This is a genomic window from Desertibacillus haloalkaliphilus, assembly GCF_019039105.1.
Taxonomy (GTDB): domain Bacteria; phylum Bacillota; class Bacilli; order Bacillales; family KJ1-10-99; genus Desertibacillus; species Desertibacillus haloalkaliphilus.
Map to the genome: position 1 here is coordinate 118,332 of NZ_JAHPIV010000003.1, position 17,084 is coordinate 135,415.

Sequence of the window (17,084 nt, forward strand, 5' to 3'; positions counted from 1 at the left end):
CTGAAACGAGCGATGAAACGGACCGAGGATGCGCTATTGCCCTAAAATCGGGTCAAAATGGAGAAGAAAAGGGGAAATAGGGAACCTGGTGTCCGCAAGCAAGTAGGACTATGCGTAAATCGGCGGAATAAGGTCCTGAGGGTCCGTAGTAGTAGTCTAATTAAAGAACTGCGAACAAACCGCTGAACCAACACTCAAGAAGAGGTACACCCATTTAACGGTCATGCATGGCCTCCAAAAAGGAGGAACCAAACAAACGCAGAGGGAGACGGAAGTCGACGAAGTGGTTAGATGGAGAGAACGTGGAAAGCCTGACTTTGGCTTTCCAAAGAGCTCGGAATCGCACCCACGTTAGGGATCGCCCTCTAATCTACATAAGTTCGAAGAGTATTAGAAATGCATCCGAAAATAAAATCAGGAATTTATTTACTCGTTGCTAGCATAATCGCTAAAAATATGTTTATAATGAAAAGTATGATTTTTGTAGCTACAACTGGAAACTAATACATAGATGAACTTTATTGAAAGGAAGTGCTTTTCGTTGAGTATGAAAACATTCAGTAAAGAAGAGATTGAAGAAATGTCAATGATTGAAGTCGCTTATGAAGTAATGAAAGAAGATCAAAAGGCGTTTGTATTCAATGACCTTATTAAACGCATCGCCGAAGAGAAAGACGTTTCAATTGAAGAGGTCAACGAGCGCATTTCTCATTTATATACTGAACTTAACACAGACGGCCGTTTTGTTATGGCTGGCGAAAACACATGGGGCTTAAAAAACTGGTACGCGCTTGAGCAAATCGAAGAGGAGCTTAACACACCAGCAAAGCCTCGTAAGAAACCGAAGAAAAAGCGTAAAGAAGAGGATGTTGTCGAAGAAGGTTTCGATGATGAATTAGAAGATGAATTTGAAGATCTAGAAGATGAGTTGGATCAGCTCTCACATGCTGAAGATAACGATGAGGAATTTGAAGGCAGCGATCTTGAAGAAGATGACGATGAATTAGACAAGTAATATAACAAAATAATCACCGCTAGCTTGACTTTTAGATTTGAACTAGGTACAATCAATTTCGGGCTTTTAGAATCTAATTATAAATAATATTCGTTTTAGAAATGATATGTATCGTTCAAAGCAAAAGTGTGCCCCCAATGTATGGGAGTGGTCTCACTTTTGCTTTTTTTATTTGATATGGAACGATCTTATCTGGCACTCGTTCTTTTCATTGACCAATAAAAACTAGCTCTAACAGCGAGTAAAGAGGGTATACTAATCGCGATGATTTCGTAGGTGTGCTCGGGTTTTTACGTGCAGATGAAAAGGAATAAAGATAAACAAATATATGTAAACAAAGTTAATCGAATTTTGAAAGAGGGGTAGATGAGATGGCAACGAAGTATATTTTTGTCACTGGAGGCGTTGTGTCGTCATTAGGTAAAGGGATTACAGCTGCTTCATTAGGACGTTTATTAAAAAATCGAGGATTAAAAGTAACCATTCAAAAGTTTGATCCGTATATCAACGTTGACCCAGGTACGATGAGTCCATATCAGCACGGTGAAGTTTTTGTTACGGATGATGGAGCAGAAACGGATCTGGATTTAGGGCATTATGAGCGTTTTATTGATATTAATCTTAGTCAAAACAGTAACGTAACAACAGGTAAGATCTATTCAACCGTATTAAAGAAAGAGCGTCGCGGTGACTACCTAGGTGGTACGGTTCAGGTGATCCCACATGTGACTAACGAGATTAAAGAACGCGTATTTCGTGCCGGCCGTGAAACAAATGCTGATGTTGTCATCACTGAAATCGGTGGTACCGTAGGTGATATCGAAAGTTTACCGTTCTTAGAGGCGATTCGCCAAATTAAAAGTGATGTAGGTGTCGATCATGTCATGTACATTCACTGTACATTAATTCCATACTTAGCTGCTGCCGGTGAAATGAAATCAAAACCAACACAACATAGTGTAAAAGAGCTTCGTAGTCTAGGGATTCAACCGAATGTGATTGTCGTCCGTACAGAAAATCCTGTGCCACAAGACATGAAGGAAAAGATTGCGTTGTTCTGTGACATTAATAAAAACTCTGTTATCGAAGCGCGTGATGCAGATACGCTTTACCAAGTACCATTGGATTTACAAGCACAAAAGCTAGATCAGATTGTTTGTGATCACCTAAGCTTACGCTGCAGTCAAGCAGATATGACTGAATGGAAAGCACTTGTTGAAAAAGTTCAAAACCTATCAGCACGTACAACGATTGCACTTGTTGGTAAATATGTTGCTTTACCAGATGCATATCTGTCTGTCGCAGAATCACTTCGTCATGCCGGCTATACGTATGACGCTGATATTGATATTAAATGGATTAATTCAGAAGAGGTTACTGAAGAGAATGTCGCAGAGCTTCTTCAAAATGTTGATGGTGTCCTCGTGCCTGGTGGATTCGGTGATCGTGGTATTGAAGGGAAAATTACAGCGATTAAGTATGCGCGTGAAAACAAGGTACCTTTCCTTGGGATTTGTTTAGGAATGCAATTGGCTTCAGTTGAATATGCACGCAACGTATTAGGGTTAGACGGTGCAAACTCAGCAGAGCTTAATCCTGAGACGAGCTACCCAATCATTGACCTACTACCAGAGCAAAAGGATGTTGAAGATTTAGGTGGAACGCTTCGTTTAGGCCTTTACCCTTGTAAGCTTGAAGAAGGGTCGAAAGCCTTTGAAGCGTATGGTGAACCCGTTGTATATGAGCGTCACCGTCACCGTTATGAGTTTAACAACGAGTATCGTGAACAAATGGAGAAGGCTGGATTTATTTTCTCAGGGACAAGCCCAGATGGACGTTTAGCTGAAATTATTGAAATTAAAGATCATCCATTCTTTGTTGCGTCACAGTTCCATCCAGAATTTGTGTCACGCCCAACACGCCCGCAACCATTGTTCCGTGAATTCATCAACGCTTCATTAAATAAATAAAGAAGAGTAGTGCCCACTATGGAATAAACTCATAGTGGGCTTTTTTGTGTCGTATAGGTGTGTGCCGTGCAAGAAGGAGCATTAGTTTTTACAAATGTTAAAAACGCTCAAAGCTGAAAGGGAACGAGCTTTGAGCGTTGCTTTTTATATATTTATTAAAAAGGCTGATAAACAAATAAGAAATCCAACGATATAAAAATAACCTAGCGATATAGCTGAAAAAGTTAGGGAGAGGTCGGAACTACGACCGAAAATAAGTCTGGATGCAAAGAAAACAACTATGCCTGCTAAGGTTAGATTAAACGTACGTAAAAACATCATATTCCCCTTGTTTCAATCGAATCTTATGGAGGTGGGTAGGTGATCGACATCGCTGAAGGACAAAACCCCGGCTAAATCTCCCGTAAATGTGCTTCATGCCGTTGATGAAAGACAAAACCCCAGCTAAATCTCCTGGAAGTGTCCTTCATACCGCTGATGAAGGACAAACTCACGGCTAATAGAAGCAGAAATGTCTTTCATGCCGTCGAAAGGACAACTCCACCGGCTTTTCGCCCCGAAAAGCAATCTCGAATAAAAGCGGGCTGAGGGTCCGTCTTTATTGATTTTTCCACCATCTACGGCACAGGTAGCTAATCCTCTGCCCCTCAGCGGATTCCTCAATTTTTTATTGTTCCTCAACAATCTCCATCGTCGTTAAGTACAAGCCATAATAAACATAAAGGGCAGTCATTACAGCTGGGAAACCGATACGTTCACCAGATTCAGTTGGTACGAGCGGTTGCAGTAACTTTGTATCAATATGAAAGTCAGCGATCTCATTTAATTGTGGATTCTCTGTCTCTCTGACTGCTGAGACACCGATCACAACAGCACCGTCTGCCTGCAGCGACTTTGCTAGTTCAACTACATCTCCGTCATCAGCAAACCGTGCGAACAAGATAATACGATCACGATTTGTCCATGGCGCTATCGTGTTGTCTGTCATCAGTGCTTGACAATGTGGGAGGCGTTCTTGGCCGTATTGGGCTTCAGCGGTTACGGCAGCCATTTCACCCACTCCATGGATGTAAATCGTTCCATCAGCAACAATTGCTTGTGCTAGGGCGCGAGCACTGTCTTCGATCACTTCTTCTTCGTCATTTTTTATCGTTTGAAACATACCCTGTAGTTGAGTCGAAAAGATTTGTAGCATTTAAACGTCCACCTTTCATAATCATCGTCCCCATATTATATCGAAAAGCAATTGGAAAATCATTGCCGTTTAATGTAGAAAGTTTCAAGATGGAGGAGGAAAATGGTGGTAGGTAGCGAATAATAATTCTTAGTAGCTAGTAAAAATCGCTAGGGCTCATCCCGCGCGGTTTTGAACAGATCGAAAAGTGGGGGCGTTTGACTGTGGAAAAAATTTTGGTTGTCGATGACCAGTATGGAATCCGGGTATTACTTAATGAAATTTTACAAAAAGATGGGTATCAGTTGTATCAGGCGGCAAATGGGGTTCAGGCATTAACAATCGTAGAAGAAGAGGAGCCTGATTTAGTCCTCTTAGATATGAAGATTCCAGGAATGGATGGGCTAGAAATTTTGAAGCGAATTAAGGAAATGAATTCAGACATTCGTGTGATTATGATGACAGCTTATGGTGAACTGAACATGATTAATGAAGCAATGAACCTTGGTGCAGTGACTCACTTTGCTAAGCCGTTTGATATCGATGATGTAAGGGAAGTGATTAGAGAGAACCTCGATTCATAGGAGTACTTTTACAAAAATTTGAAATCCTGTGAAAAAGGAAGCAAGGAAGCGTTTTCATGTAAAAAACCAAGATTTATTGCGAAATATAAGTGATTTTCGCTTTTGATATGCTATAATGTGAGTGAGTTGCTAATAGAGGGATGTTTTTCATTTCGTACCATTGATTGTTTGGAGTACATACTGTATTGGTTTTTAGTTGCATTCGGATAATTGCTACTTGAAAAGGGAATCTTTTTATTAGGTACGAAATTAATGTTAGCTCTATTAGAGGAATGACATCAGATGTCTGCTCATCAATTTCAAAGGAGGATCTTACTTATGCCTTTAGTTTCAATGAAAGAAATGCTCGATATAGCAAAAGCCGAAGGGTACGCTGTTGGGCAATTCAACTTAAATAACCTTGAATTCACACAAGCAATTTTACAAGCGGCTGAAGAAGAGAAATCACCGGTTATTTGTGGCGTGTCAGAAGGAGCTGCTCGTTACATGGGTGGTTTCAAATTTATTGTAAATATGGTTGAATCATTAATGGAAGCTTATAACGTTACAGTTCCTGTTGCGATTCACCTAGACCATGGTTCAAGCTTTGAAAAATGTGTAGAAGCGATTCATGCTGGGTTTACTTCAGTAATGATTGACGGTTCACACCATCCATTAGAGGAGAACATTGCCCTAACGAAGCGTGTTGTTGATGTTGCTCATGCTGTTGGAGTATCTGTTGAAGCAGAACTTGGTCGTATCGGCGGACAAGAGGATGACTTAATTGTTGATGATGCTGAAGCTGCATATGCTATTCCATCTGAATGTGAAAAGTTAATCAATGAAACAGGTGTTGACTGTTTTGCACCAGCACTTGGTTCAGTGCACGGTCCATACAAAGGTGAGCCAAACCTTGGATTTGACCGTATGAAAGAAATCAATGATCTTACAGGAGTACCGCTTGTTCTTCATGGCGGAACTGGAATTCCAACAAATGATATTAAAAAAGCCATTTCACTAGGTCATGCAAAAATCAATGTAAATACAGAAAGCCAACTTTCTGCATCTAAAGCTGTTCGTGATGTGTTAGCTGAAAAGCCTGAGCTATATGACCCACGTAAATATTTAGGGCCAGCACGTGACGCAATCAAAGAAACAGTGCAAGAAAAAATGCGTGAATTTGGTTCTTCAAATAAAGCGTAATGTATAATATAAAGAGTTAAAAGTTCGATTCCATTCGTATCTTTTAACTCTTCCTTTTTATAAAAAGTTGTTTAAAAAATCAGGAAATAGGGCCATCTTTGTCTCTATATCTCGTTTTTAAACAAAAAATTTATTACATATAAGGGGTGTTTGGGATGAAGTTTTTTATTGATACCGCCAATCTGGATGAAATTCGTGAAGCAAATGATCTAGGAATTTTAGCAGGAGTAACGACAAACCCTTCACTAGTGGCTAAAGAAGGCGTCGATTTCCATGAGCGCTTACGTGAAATTACAAGCATTGTTTCAGGATCTGTTAGTGCAGAAGTCATTGCCACAGATGCCGCTGGAATGATCAAAGAGGGTAAAGAATTGGCAGCGATTGCACCGAATATTACGGTGAAAGTACCAATGACAACAGAAGGTTTGAAAGCTGTTAAAGCCTTTTCTGATGAAGGCATTAAGACGAATGTTACACTCGTTTTTTCTGCCAACCAAGCGCTACTAGCAGCAAGAGCTGGAGCAACTTATGTTTCGCCATTTTTAGGACGTCTTGATGATATCGGTCAAAACGGGCTCGATTTAATTAGCCAAATCTCGGAATTGTTTGAGGTCCATGGCATTCAAACTGAAATTATCGCAGCATCGATCCGCCATCCAATGCATGTGACTGAATCAGCACTAAGAGGTGCGCATATTGGGACGATCCCGTTTAAGGTGATTGAACAGCTAACAAAACACCCATTAACGGATCAAGGGATTGAAAAGTTTTTAGCTGACTGGAATAATCGCTAATGCTAAAAAGAGGTGTCTGATGGGGTTGAAACCTTATCAGACGCCTCTCAACCAACCTAATAACAGTGGGTGGTTGACGGTGATTATGTGTTTTAAAGTAGAAACGTGACGATTCTGTTCAAGTGATTTTGTGGTGATTCATTATTTAATTTTAATGATTTTTGGGTATAATGGAAGATAATTGGGTACATGGATATTTGAGCTCATTTCCAACTAAGAATGGATGAGGAAGGGAAGCGTTTATGGATAAGTTAATGATTGAAGGAGGCTCCCCGCTAGAGGGTGAAGTACAAATTAGTGGTGCAAAAAACAGTGCAGTAGCCTTAATTCCTGCAGCCATTTTAGCAGACTCTGAGGTTACGATTGATAATTTGCCACAAATATCTGATGTGTCACTGTTAGCAGAATTACTTGAAGAGATAGGCGGTAAAGTTGAGCTTGATGAGCATACAATTCGTGTGCAACCGGAAGAGATGATAGCGATGCCATTACCAAATGGTGCTGTTAAGAAGCTAAGAGCATCTTATTACTTAATGGGTGCGATGCTCGGTAAGTTTAAAAAGGCTGTCATTGGACTTCCGGGAGGCTGTAACTTAGGTCCGCGTCCGATCGATCAACATATTAAAGGGTTTGAAGCCTTAGGTGCGAAGGTCACCAATGAGCAAGGCGCGATTTATTTGCGTGCGGATGAGCTCGTTGGTGCGAGGATTTATTTAGATGTCGTCAGTGTTGGGGCGACCATTAATATTATGCTAGCAGCTGTTCGTGCGAAGGGACGAACGGTCATTGAAAATGCTGCTAAAGAGCCAGAAATCATTGACGTAGCGACATTGCTTTCAAGCATGGGCGCACGAATTAAAGGTGCAGGTACCAATGTGATTCGGATTGATGGTGTTGAATCGTTAAGTGGCTGTCGCCATTCGATTATTCCGGATCGGATTGAAGCAGGTACATTTATGATTGTTGCTGCTGCGATGGGACGACGTGTGCTCATTGATAACATTATCCCTGACCATGTGGAGTCTTTAATTGCAAAAATGAGAGAGATGGGTATTCATATTGAGGTCTTTGACGATCAAGTCGTCATTCAAGGCGCCGGTAAAGAATTAACGGGAGTCGATGTGAAAACACTCGTCTATCCAGGGTTCCCGACTGATTTGCAGCAACCATTTACAAGTCTTTTGACGCGTGCACGAGGGACGAGTATTGTCACGGATACGATTTATGATGCTCGCTTTAAGCATGTTGACGAATTGCGCCGTATGGGTGCAAATATTAAAGTTGAAGGACGTTCAGCGATTATTAATGGTCATACACAGCTTGAAGGTGCACGGGTGAGTGCGAGTGATTTACGTGCAGGTGCTGCTCTTGTCGTCGCGGGATTGATGGCCGATGGAATTACTGAGATTTCTGGTGTGGAGCACATTGATCGTGGCTATGAAAATCTCGAGAGTAAACTGCTCGGCTTAGGAGCTAATATTTGGCGAGAAAAAATGAATGGGGAAGAAGTAAGACAGCTAGAAAATTCATAAAAAAGGAAAATTCGTTGGAATATCGCCGTTAGTAGTGTAAAATGAAACCGGTTAACTGTAATCGAGAGAATATTGAATCAATGAGTAAGGGGAGAGAGAAGCATGGAAAGAAGTTTAACGATGGAACTTGTACGAGTAACAGAAGCGGCTGCACTTTCATCAGCTCGTTGGATGGGTCGAGGGCTTAAGGAGGAAGCAGACGATGCTGCTACTCAAGCAATGCGTGATGTTTTTGATACAATTCCGATGAAAGGTACGGTAGTCATTGGGGAAGGCGAAATGGACGAAGCACCGATGCTATATATTGGTGAGAAATTAGGGACAGGTTATGGACCTAGAGTTGACGTTGCTGTAGACCCACTAGAAGGGACGAACATCGTTGCTGCTGGTGAATGGAATGCGCTAGCTGTTATTGCCATTGCAGATCACGGTAACCTTCTCCATGCACCAGATATGTATATGGATAAAATCGCAGTCGGTCCTGAGGCTGTCGGTAAAATTGACATTGATGCCCCTGTCATTGATAACCTAAAAGCGGTTGCTGAAGCGAAAGGGAAAGATGTTGAAGATCTCGTTGTCGTTATTTTAAATCGTAAACGACATGAGAAAATTATTAATGAAGTGCGCGAAGCAGGTGCACGAATTAAATTGCTCCGTGACGGTGATGTTGCGGCAGCAATAAATACGGCGTTTGATGATACAGGTGTTGACATCATGCTAGGTGCAGGTGGTGCTCCTGAAGGTGTTATTGCTGCTGTTGGCTTGAAATGTTTAGGTGGCGAACTCCAAGGAAAACTACTTCCACATAATGAAGAAGAACTAGCTCGTTGTAAGAAGATGGGCATTGATGATGTCAACCGTAAGCTAACGATGGATGACCTCGTTAGTGGTGATGATTGCATCTTTGCAGCAACCGGGGTGACTGATGGCGAGCTTTTACAAGGTGTACATTATAAAGGCTCAAACGCAACAACGCAATCACTCGTTATGCGAGCGAAATCGGGAACAGTTCGCTTTATTGATGGAAAACATAGTATGCAGAAGAAGCCTGATCTAGTTATTAAATAAACTCGATGAATGCTGAATGGTTGAAGGTTCTGAGAGCCCTGCCGTTCAGTATTTTCATTTTGCACAAAAAAGTTTTCACTAAAAACTCTTCGGGACAGAACATATATTCGTCGATTTGTGGTATAATTATTATAAATGATATGGAAAAGCTTGAATAAATACCAATGATGTGGTTAAAATAAGAATTGTGACTAATTCCATTTATATTATATTTTTACCTTCTTAATAATGTTAAGCACTTCAATTTCCCTTTCGGTTTTGCCCAATTTCGAAGAACCCCAACGGATTGATTTATTACTTACCAATAGGCTGTGTTAAAGTTTAGTGTTGATGCTCGTTGATATTGGGCTCATTTCGTGAGAAACCTTAGTTTCGTACGCCCTTCAAGTACTGAAAGGTTGGAAGATATGAATGAAATCATGGAGAAAATTTATTTTCTCATAGGATTTCATTCATATCTTCCATAAAATGAGCCCGATATCAACATTCAACGATAACAGAGCCTACCAATAAAGACCAATTAAAAAATTATAAAAAGAGTACGTGAAAACGGCTAGCGAACCTACGTAAGGTTTGTTTATATACATACGCGAAAAATAACTGTAAAGTGTGGTGTCATAATGGGAGTTAATATAGCGAAACTAGAGACGATGAAGTTAAAAGAACTTTATGAATTAGCTCGTAATTATAAGGTTTCATATTATAGTAAGTTAACAAAGAAAGAATTAATTTTTGCGATTTTAAAGGGACAAGCTGAAGAGGATGGACTTATGTTCATGGAAGGTGTGCTTGAAATCATTCAGTCAGAAGGATTTGGTTTCTTGCGACCAATTAATTATATGCCAAGCTCGGAGGATATTTATATATCAGCCTCGCAAATCCGCCGTTTTGACCTTCGCAACGGTGACAAGGTTTCTGGTAAGGTACGCCCGCCAAAAGAAAATGAGCGTTACCATGGCTTGTTACATGTTGAAGCGGTCAATGGCGAAGATCCAGATACATCGAAAGAGCGACCATACTTTCCAGCCCTAACACCGCTCTATCCGGAACAAAAAATTGAGCTTGAGACAGATCCACGACGAACGTCTTCACGAATCATTGATATGATTTCCCCGGTCGGTTTTGGTCAACGTGGACTAATCGTTGCCCCACCAAAAGCAGGTAAAACATCGCTTCTTAAAGAAGTAGCCAATAGCATTGCCACTAACCATCCAGATTCGGAATTAATTGTTTTACTTATTGATGAGCGGCCAGAGGAGGTAACGGATATCGAACGGTCAGTTAAGGCTGAGGTTGTAAGCTCGACGTTCGATGAAGTGCCAGAAAATCATATTAAAGTTGCTGAACTTGTATTAGAACGCGCGATGCGTCTTGTTGAACATAAAAAAGACGTAATTATCTTAATGGATAGTATAACCCGTCTTGCTCGGGCTTATAATCTGGTGATTCCGCCAAGTGGACGTACGCTATCAGGGGGGATCGACCCCGCTTCGTTCCATCGACCAAAACGTTTCTTTGGAGCTGCGCGTAACATTGAAGAAGGTGGAAGCTTAACGATTTTAGCAACAGCGTTGATCGATACAGGTTCTCGTATGGATGACGTGATCTATGAAGAATTTAAAGGGACTGGAAACATGGAGCTTCACCTTGATCGTCGCTTAGCGGAACGTCGAATCTTCCCAGCGATTGATATTCGCCGTTCAGGTACACGAAAAGAGGAGCTACTAATGCCAAAAGAGCAGCTTGAGAAGTTGTGGGCGATCCGTAAGACAATGAATGACTCACCTGATTTTGTCGATCATTTCATAAAGCGTATTAAAGAGACGAAAACCAATCAGGAGTTTTTCGAAGCGATGGAAAAGGATAAGTCTGGAACAGGGCGTCGAGTCAAAAGTTAACTTGACAAAGTTCATCTAAGCTGTTTATATTATAGTTTGGAATGAAAAATTTTAATAAGCTGTCAGTTAGAAATAAATGACAATTCACTTGGTGGAAATGGAGTTGCAAAATCAGACAGGACTTGTTATAATTTCGTCATGTGTGATTAGATAACTCTGTTTCGAATAGATTCAGGGCGGAAGGAGATGAAAAGAATGAAACCAGAAATCCATCCAAATTACCGTAAAGTCGTATTTATGGATACAAGTGTCGGAACGAAGTTTTTAAGCGGATCAACTTTACATTCGGATGAAACAATTGAGTGGGAAGATGGAAACACTTATCCATTAATTAAAGTTGATGTGAGCTCTGACTCTCACCCGTTCTATACTGGACGTCAGAAATTTGCTGACGCTGGTGGACGTGTTGATCGCTTCAAGAAAAAATATAACCTTAAGTAATTCCAGTTACGTTGATAACAGGCAAGTGCATATCTCTTGCCTGTTTTTATTTTGGGTTGATATAGGATAGGTTCACATGAGCCAGTTGGGCATATGTGCTAAAGCTTGTGAGTATAAGGGTAAGTTGCTATGATTCGAGGAAGTTAAAAAGGGCCAAACAGATGCGCTCTTGTGAGTGATCATGGAATGGGCTGCCTTTTTTAAGTTTCTCGATACAATTAGTTGAAGTAAGTGCGGGCATTTAGAGGAAAGATAATCGTATCGAAACCGCTAATTGATCTTCGCTGATATAGATGAGTTTAATGATTATTTTTGTGTCAGAGGTGGGAAGTCTTACGATGTATGTGATGAAAAATGAGGGTTGGGTCGAAGTGATTTGCGGCAGTATGTTTTCGGGGAAGTCTGAGGAGTTGATCCGCCGAGTTCGACGAGCAAGCTTCGGGAATTTAAAAGTTGAAGTGTTTAAACCAGTAATTGATAATCGCTATAGTGAAGAAGAAGTGGTTTCACATAACGGTACAAAAGTGGTTGCAAAGCCAGTGCATTCGTCAGTTGAGATTCTCAAACAGCTGTCAGTATCGACTCAAGTTGTTGCGATTGACGAAGTACAATTTTTTGATGAAAACATTGTTGCAGTGGTGGAACAGTTAGCAGATCAAGGGTTCCGTGTGATCACAGCAGGACTTGATCAAGACTTTCGCAATGAGCCATTTGGCCAAGTGCTTACGCTAATGGCCTTAGCTGAAGATGTCACAAAACTACAAGCTGTTTGTCCGGTTTGTGGATCACCGGCAAGCCGTACACAACGCTTAATTGATCATAAGCCAGCGTCATATGATGATCCGGTTATATTAGTTGGTGCTTCTGAGTCATATGAACCGCGTTGTCGCCATTGCCATGAAGTACCTGGTAAGCCGAACCGTTTGCAGACAGGGGCGAACGTTTAAATTTCATCCTTTGTTGGTCGATATTAACGGACAACGTTTGTGGCACTTGTGGGATGCTAACAATGAAACAGCTTATTGAATAAAGTTGTTTTCAATGGAGGTGCCCAATGAAAAAAGCATTGCTCGGTTTTGGGATTTCGTTAATCGCACTATCAGCATGTACACCAGCACAGCCTCCACAAGCGCAATCTGCGGCAGATCAGTCAAGAATGGGACAAGTGAGCTATGGGATGTTAGGGCCAGGGCCGATCAATTATGGTCAGATTCGAGATGAGCCAACATATGGCTATAATGGCGAACTGCCTCGTTCAAGTTTTCGAACAACGAGTACGCATCGGCCTGATTTTGGGGATGATCAAGATAAAATAAGAGAAATTGTCGCTCAAAAAGAAGGTATCAATCCAGGCTATGTGGTGATTGCGGGTAAACATGCGTGGGTGAACGTACGATTCGCTGGCGATTACTCAGATCAAGAGAGACAACAGAAGCTAAAAAGTGTACGTCAGTCACTTGAGCAAGGGATTCCTCGTTACCAAGTTCATTTAAACGAGATGGATCAATAAGATTAGGTGGTTTAAGGGAGCTGTTCCATAAGTAACACCTCGTTAGGTGCCGAAACGTTCGGTGCTTGAGATGAGCGTTACTTAATGGACAGCCCTTTTTTTGCTTATCTTGACCGTCTTGCGGCTTGTTGGATCGGGTCCCATACGCCATTAAATGGAGGGGCATAACTTAAGTCAAGGTCTTCGAGTTCGTGAACCGTCATCCCGTGAAAAAGAGCGGCTGCAAGGACGTCAATCCTTTTATCAACACCAGCAGAACCAATGACTTGTCCACCGAGTAATTGCCGGTGATCTCTATGATACATCAATTTTATATGAATCGGTTTCGGATTTGGATAATAGCCTGCGATATGGAGGCTTTTTAATGTTGTTGTTTCAAAAGGTACATGTAATTGCTCTGCTTCTTGCTCAGAGAGGCCCGTTCGTGCCAACGTTAAATCAAAGAATTTTAATATTGATGTCCCAACAACACCTTTAAATGTTCGTGTTCCGCCAACCATATTAATGCCAGCAATTTGCCCTTGTTTATTGGCATGTGTGCCAAGTGGAATATAATCGTCTTTTTCCTTTAGACGATGGTATTGGGTCGCGCAGTCACCGGCAGCATAAACGTCGCTCACATTGGTCTCCATATATCGATTGACAAGCAGTGCACCGTTGTCGTGTTTGTGAAAGAGTGAGTCACTCGCAAAGGATGTAGAGGGACGAACGCCGATGGCGACAATGACGAGGTCTGTGTTATACGTTTGTTTATCGGTTTTAACTTCTTTTACACGGGTTTTACCGCTAAAGGATTGTACCGATTCATTAAAGACAAGCTCGATGTTGTGTTTTTCTGCTTGTTCATGAATATGGGAAGCCATATCATTATCAAAAATGGTAGCAAGCTGTGAGGCTTGTTCAATGATGCGGACATGTTTCCCGATTTCAACGAAGTTCTCAGCCATTTCAAGGCCAATATAGCCTCCGCCGACAATTGTGACCGTTTTGACTTCCTTATGTAAATCGTTACTAATCTGTTTAATATCAGGGATCGTCTTTACCGTATGAATGCCTTCTAGTTCATTGCCATCCCAATTTGGGAGTAACGGCTGTGCACCTGAGGCAATAAGGAGGCGATCATAGTTATAGGAGAAAGTTTCGCCCGTTTCATGATTTATTCCTGACACCGTTTTTTCATCTGGGTTCATATTGGTCACTTCATGAAGTGTGAGGGCGTTGATTCCATACTTGTCACGAAAGGTTGATAATTCGCGTGCAATTAAATCGTCGGTTGATTCGACTTGGCCACTGATCACATAAGGTAAGCCACATTGAGCATATGAATAATATTCTCCCATTTCAAGCGTTGTCACTTCAGCATCAGGATCGTTACGAACAATTTGCATCGCCGCACTCATTCCAGCTGCATCACCACCAATAATTACATACTTCACTAAAATACCTCCTTAGTTAAAAATGGTTCCTCTTACTTATTACTTTACCCTTAAACGTTAAGGAAAAAACGATGAATCACTTGTGTTACAAATTGATACCTAATTTTTACAAAAAGGTAAGGTTACAATTACAGTTTATTAATATTTGGCTTATATAATGAAACGTAAGAAAAGTAATAAGGGGGATGTTATGAATACTCAATTAATGGACATGCCAAATGCATGTTTTGATCATGGACAAGCAAGGTCGTTATTAACATTAACGAGGACTTTGAAGTTGAGATCTCCCGATACTTATCAGCACTCATTACGAGTGGCACGTATTTCTTATGAACTGGCAAAAGCAATGAATTACTCAGATGAAGATTGTGAAATTGTCTATGTAAGTGGACTTATGCATGATATTGGCAAGCTGTTGCTACCAGAGACCATTCTTGAGAAGCCGACAAAACTGACCCTCGAGGAATTCAAAAAGGTGAGAAAGCATCCAGAATGGGGGTGTTGCATGCTCGAACAAATAAAAGGTTGGGAGGCGAGTCCGGTCCCTAAGTATGTGTTGTATCATCATGAGCGATTTGATGGGAAAGGTTATCCGTACGGCTTAAAAGCAGAATCGATTCCAGAACCATCACAAATCATCTCCATCGCCGATGCCTTTGATGTCATGATAACCGGAAGAACTTACACCGATAGCAAGCCGCAAGATGTCATTTGCAATGAAATCGACCGTAACCGCGGCAAACAATTTAACCCGAAAGTCGTTGATGTATTTTTGGAGATGATTAGGTCTGAATAAAAAAAGAATATAATCCAAGTCACGAGCGGGCACAATCTATGGATATCTTACACAACGTTCGTGCATCCTCCCCAAAAGAAGAAGACTAACCCCAGCAAAGGTAGACCCCAAACGGTTGCTAAACCGTTTGCGACGACGCTAGTCGGAGTAGGGGCAGAGCAGAACAGAGTGCGGCAAGCCTGAAGTTGGCTTGTCAGAGCCATGATCCTTGCATACCGCGTCAGGTGTAATATAATCCAAATCACAAGCGGGCACAATCTATGAATATCCTCACACGAGGTTCGTCCCCCACCCCCAAAAGAAGAAGACTAACCCCCGCAAAGGGAGACCCCAAACGGTTGCTAAACCGTTTGCGACGACGCTAGTCGGAGTAGGGGCAGAGCAGATCAAGGCGTGGCAAGCCTGCAGTTGGCTTGTCAAAGTCCTGATCCGCGCATGCCACGTCAGGGTCAACCGACACCACTTTCCCATTTCGAAGAAACTTTTCTGCCTTGCTTTACAAACAAAGGTCTTTTAATACTTGTATCTTCCTAATCAAACTTTGCTTTGACTACCGTTATACCGTATACTATAATTATAATGTTATGGATAAAATGATGAGGTGAAACGCGTGTTAGAACGTTTACAATCAGTAGAAGACCGATACGAAAGACTTAATGAACTATTAAGCGACCCCGATGTCATAAATGATTCAAACAAACTACGCGAGTACTCCAAAGAACAAGCAGACCTAACAGAAACCGTTCAGGCCTACCGCGAGTATAAAGAAGTAACTGAACAACTAACCGACGCAAAAACAATGCTCGAAGACAAACTAGATGACGAAATGTACGAAATGGTCAAAATGGAAATTGACGAACTTTCTGAACGCAAAGAAGAACTCGAAGCAAGACTAAAAATTCTCCTACTACCAAAAGACCCGAATGATGACAAAAACGTTATCATCGAAGTCCGTGGAGCAGCAGGAGGAGATGAAGCGAACCTCTTTGCAGCTGACTTATTTAAAATGTACTCACGCTTTGCCGAAACGCAAGGGTGGAAAGTTGAAGTCATCGAAGCGACTCCAACTGAACTAGGCGGCTACAAAGAAGTCATCTTCATGATCAATGGTGATGGGGCGTATTCAAAAATGAAATACGAAAACGGTGCACACCGCGTGCAACGTGTACCATCAACGGAATCAGGTGGACGAATTCATACGTCAACAGCAACAGTCGCTGTTCTTCCAGAAGCAGAAGAAGTCGAAGTTGACATTCACGAAAAAGATATCCGTGTTGATACATTTGCATCAAGTGGACCAGGTGGACAAAGTGTTAATACAACGATGTCAGCGGTACGCTTAACACATATGCCAACAGGAATCGTTGTTTCGTGTCAGGATGAAAAGTCCCAAATCAAAAACAAAGAAAAAGCAATGAAAGTTTTACGTGCCCGTATTTATGATAAGTTCCAACAAGAAGCAGAGGCAGAATACGCCGAAAATCGTAAATCAGCGGTCGGTACAGGTGACCGTTCTGAGCGAATTCGTACGTACAACTTCCCGCAAAGCCGTGTAACCGATCACCGTATCGGGTTAACATTGCAAAAGCTCGAGCAAATCTTGCAAGGTAAGCTGGATGAAATTATTGATGCGCTAATCGTTGAAGAACAAGCGGAAATGATGAAGAAGGCTGAAGAGTAAGAT

At 41.5% G+C, this 17,084-nt stretch carries 15 protein-coding genes; 13 read left to right on the forward strand and 2 right to left on the reverse strand.

Annotated features, from left to right (window positions below):
* Positions 1-547 precede the first annotated feature (547 nt).
* Both rpoE and pyrG read left to right on the forward strand, forming a co-directional pair.
* Positions 548-1,015: a DNA-directed RNA polymerase subunit delta gene (gene rpoE, locus KH400_RS04515; protein ID WP_246589382.1), complete on the forward strand. Its 468-nt coding sequence runs from the start codon at positions 548-550 to the stop codon at positions 1,013-1,015.
* A 371-nt stretch (positions 1,016-1,386) separates the two neighbouring features.
* Entirely contained in the window at positions 1,387-2,985 is a 1,599-nt protein-coding gene (gene pyrG, locus KH400_RS04520; RefSeq protein WP_217222335.1) for a CTP synthase, read from the forward strand.
* 667 nt (positions 2,986-3,652) lie between these two features.
* On the opposite strand, the gene KH400_RS04525 is transcribed toward pyrG, so the two are convergent.
* On the reverse strand, positions 3,653-4,180 hold the full coding sequence (locus KH400_RS04525; RefSeq protein ID WP_217222337.1) for a DUF2529 domain-containing protein: 528 nt from the start codon (positions 4,178-4,180) through the stop codon (positions 3,653-3,655).
* Positions 4,181-4,383: 203 nt separating this feature from the next.
* Here KH400_RS04525 and KH400_RS04530 point away from each other — a divergent pair, with 203 nt between their 5' ends.
* The 9 genes from KH400_RS04530 to KH400_RS04570 all read left to right on the forward strand — a co-directional run bounded on the left by KH400_RS04530 (position 4,384) and on the right by KH400_RS04570 (position 13,168).
* Entirely contained in the window at positions 4,384-4,743 is a 360-nt protein-coding gene (locus KH400_RS04530; protein WP_312889027.1) for a response regulator, read from the forward strand.
* A gap of 318 nt (positions 4,744-5,061) precedes the next feature.
* Positions 5,062-5,925 carry a class II fructose-1,6-bisphosphate aldolase gene (gene fba, locus KH400_RS04535; RefSeq protein WP_217222341.1) on the forward strand — a complete coding sequence of 288 codons (864 nt, stop codon included), beginning with the start codon at positions 5,062-5,064 and terminating at the stop codon, positions 5,923-5,925.
* A 155-nt stretch (positions 5,926-6,080) separates the two neighbouring features.
* Positions 6,081-6,719, forward strand: a complete 639-nt coding sequence (gene fsa / locus KH400_RS04540; protein WP_217222342.1) for a fructose-6-phosphate aldolase — start codon at positions 6,081-6,083, stop codon at positions 6,717-6,719.
* Between the two features lie 242 nt (positions 6,720-6,961).
* A complete protein-coding gene (murA, locus tag KH400_RS04545) occupies positions 6,962-8,251 on the forward strand; it encodes a UDP-N-acetylglucosamine 1-carboxyvinyltransferase (protein WP_217222345.1) in 1,290 nt (429 codons plus the stop codon).
* 102 nt (positions 8,252-8,353) lie between these two features.
* On the forward strand, positions 8,354-9,319 hold the full coding sequence (gene glpX / locus KH400_RS04550; protein ID WP_217222347.1) for a class II fructose-bisphosphatase: 966 nt from the start codon (positions 8,354-8,356) through the stop codon (positions 9,317-9,319).
* Between the two features lie 620 nt (positions 9,320-9,939).
* The gene (gene rho / locus KH400_RS04555; RefSeq protein ID WP_217222350.1) at positions 9,940-11,217 is read left to right on the forward strand and encodes a transcription termination factor Rho; all 1,278 of its coding nucleotides are present in this window, start codon (positions 9,940-9,942) and stop codon (positions 11,215-11,217) included.
* A 195-nt stretch (positions 11,218-11,412) separates the two neighbouring features.
* Positions 11,413-11,658: a type B 50S ribosomal protein L31 gene (locus KH400_RS04560; RefSeq protein WP_217222352.1), complete on the forward strand. Its 246-nt coding sequence runs from the start codon at positions 11,413-11,415 to the stop codon at positions 11,656-11,658.
* Positions 11,659-11,996: 338 nt separating this feature from the next.
* Positions 11,997-12,605, forward strand: coding sequence for a thymidine kinase (locus tag KH400_RS04565; protein WP_217222354.1), 609 nt, complete (start codon positions 11,997-11,999; stop codon positions 12,603-12,605).
* Positions 12,606-12,712: 107 nt separating this feature from the next.
* The gene (locus tag KH400_RS04570; protein WP_217222356.1) at positions 12,713-13,168 is read left to right on the forward strand and encodes a hypothetical protein; all 456 of its coding nucleotides are present in this window, start codon (positions 12,713-12,715) and stop codon (positions 13,166-13,168) included.
* 104 nt (positions 13,169-13,272) lie between these two features.
* On the opposite strand, the gene KH400_RS04575 is transcribed toward KH400_RS04570, so the two are convergent.
* Positions 13,273-14,604, reverse strand: a complete 1,332-nt coding sequence (locus tag KH400_RS04575) for an FAD-dependent oxidoreductase (RefSeq protein ID WP_217222358.1) — start codon at positions 14,602-14,604, stop codon at positions 13,273-13,275.
* A gap of 190 nt (positions 14,605-14,794) precedes the next feature.
* On the opposite strand from KH400_RS04575, the gene KH400_RS04580 reads away from it, so the two are divergent.
* Positions 14,795-15,400, forward strand: a complete 606-nt coding sequence (locus tag KH400_RS04580) for an HD-GYP domain-containing protein (protein ID WP_217222360.1) — start codon at positions 14,795-14,797, stop codon at positions 15,398-15,400.
* A gap of 610 nt (positions 15,401-16,010) precedes the next feature.
* Complete coding sequence (gene prfA / locus KH400_RS04585) at positions 16,011-17,081, forward strand: peptide chain release factor 1 (protein WP_217222361.1); 1,071 nt, start codon at positions 16,011-16,013, stop codon at positions 17,079-17,081.
* Positions 17,082-17,084: the final 3 nt, after the last annotated feature.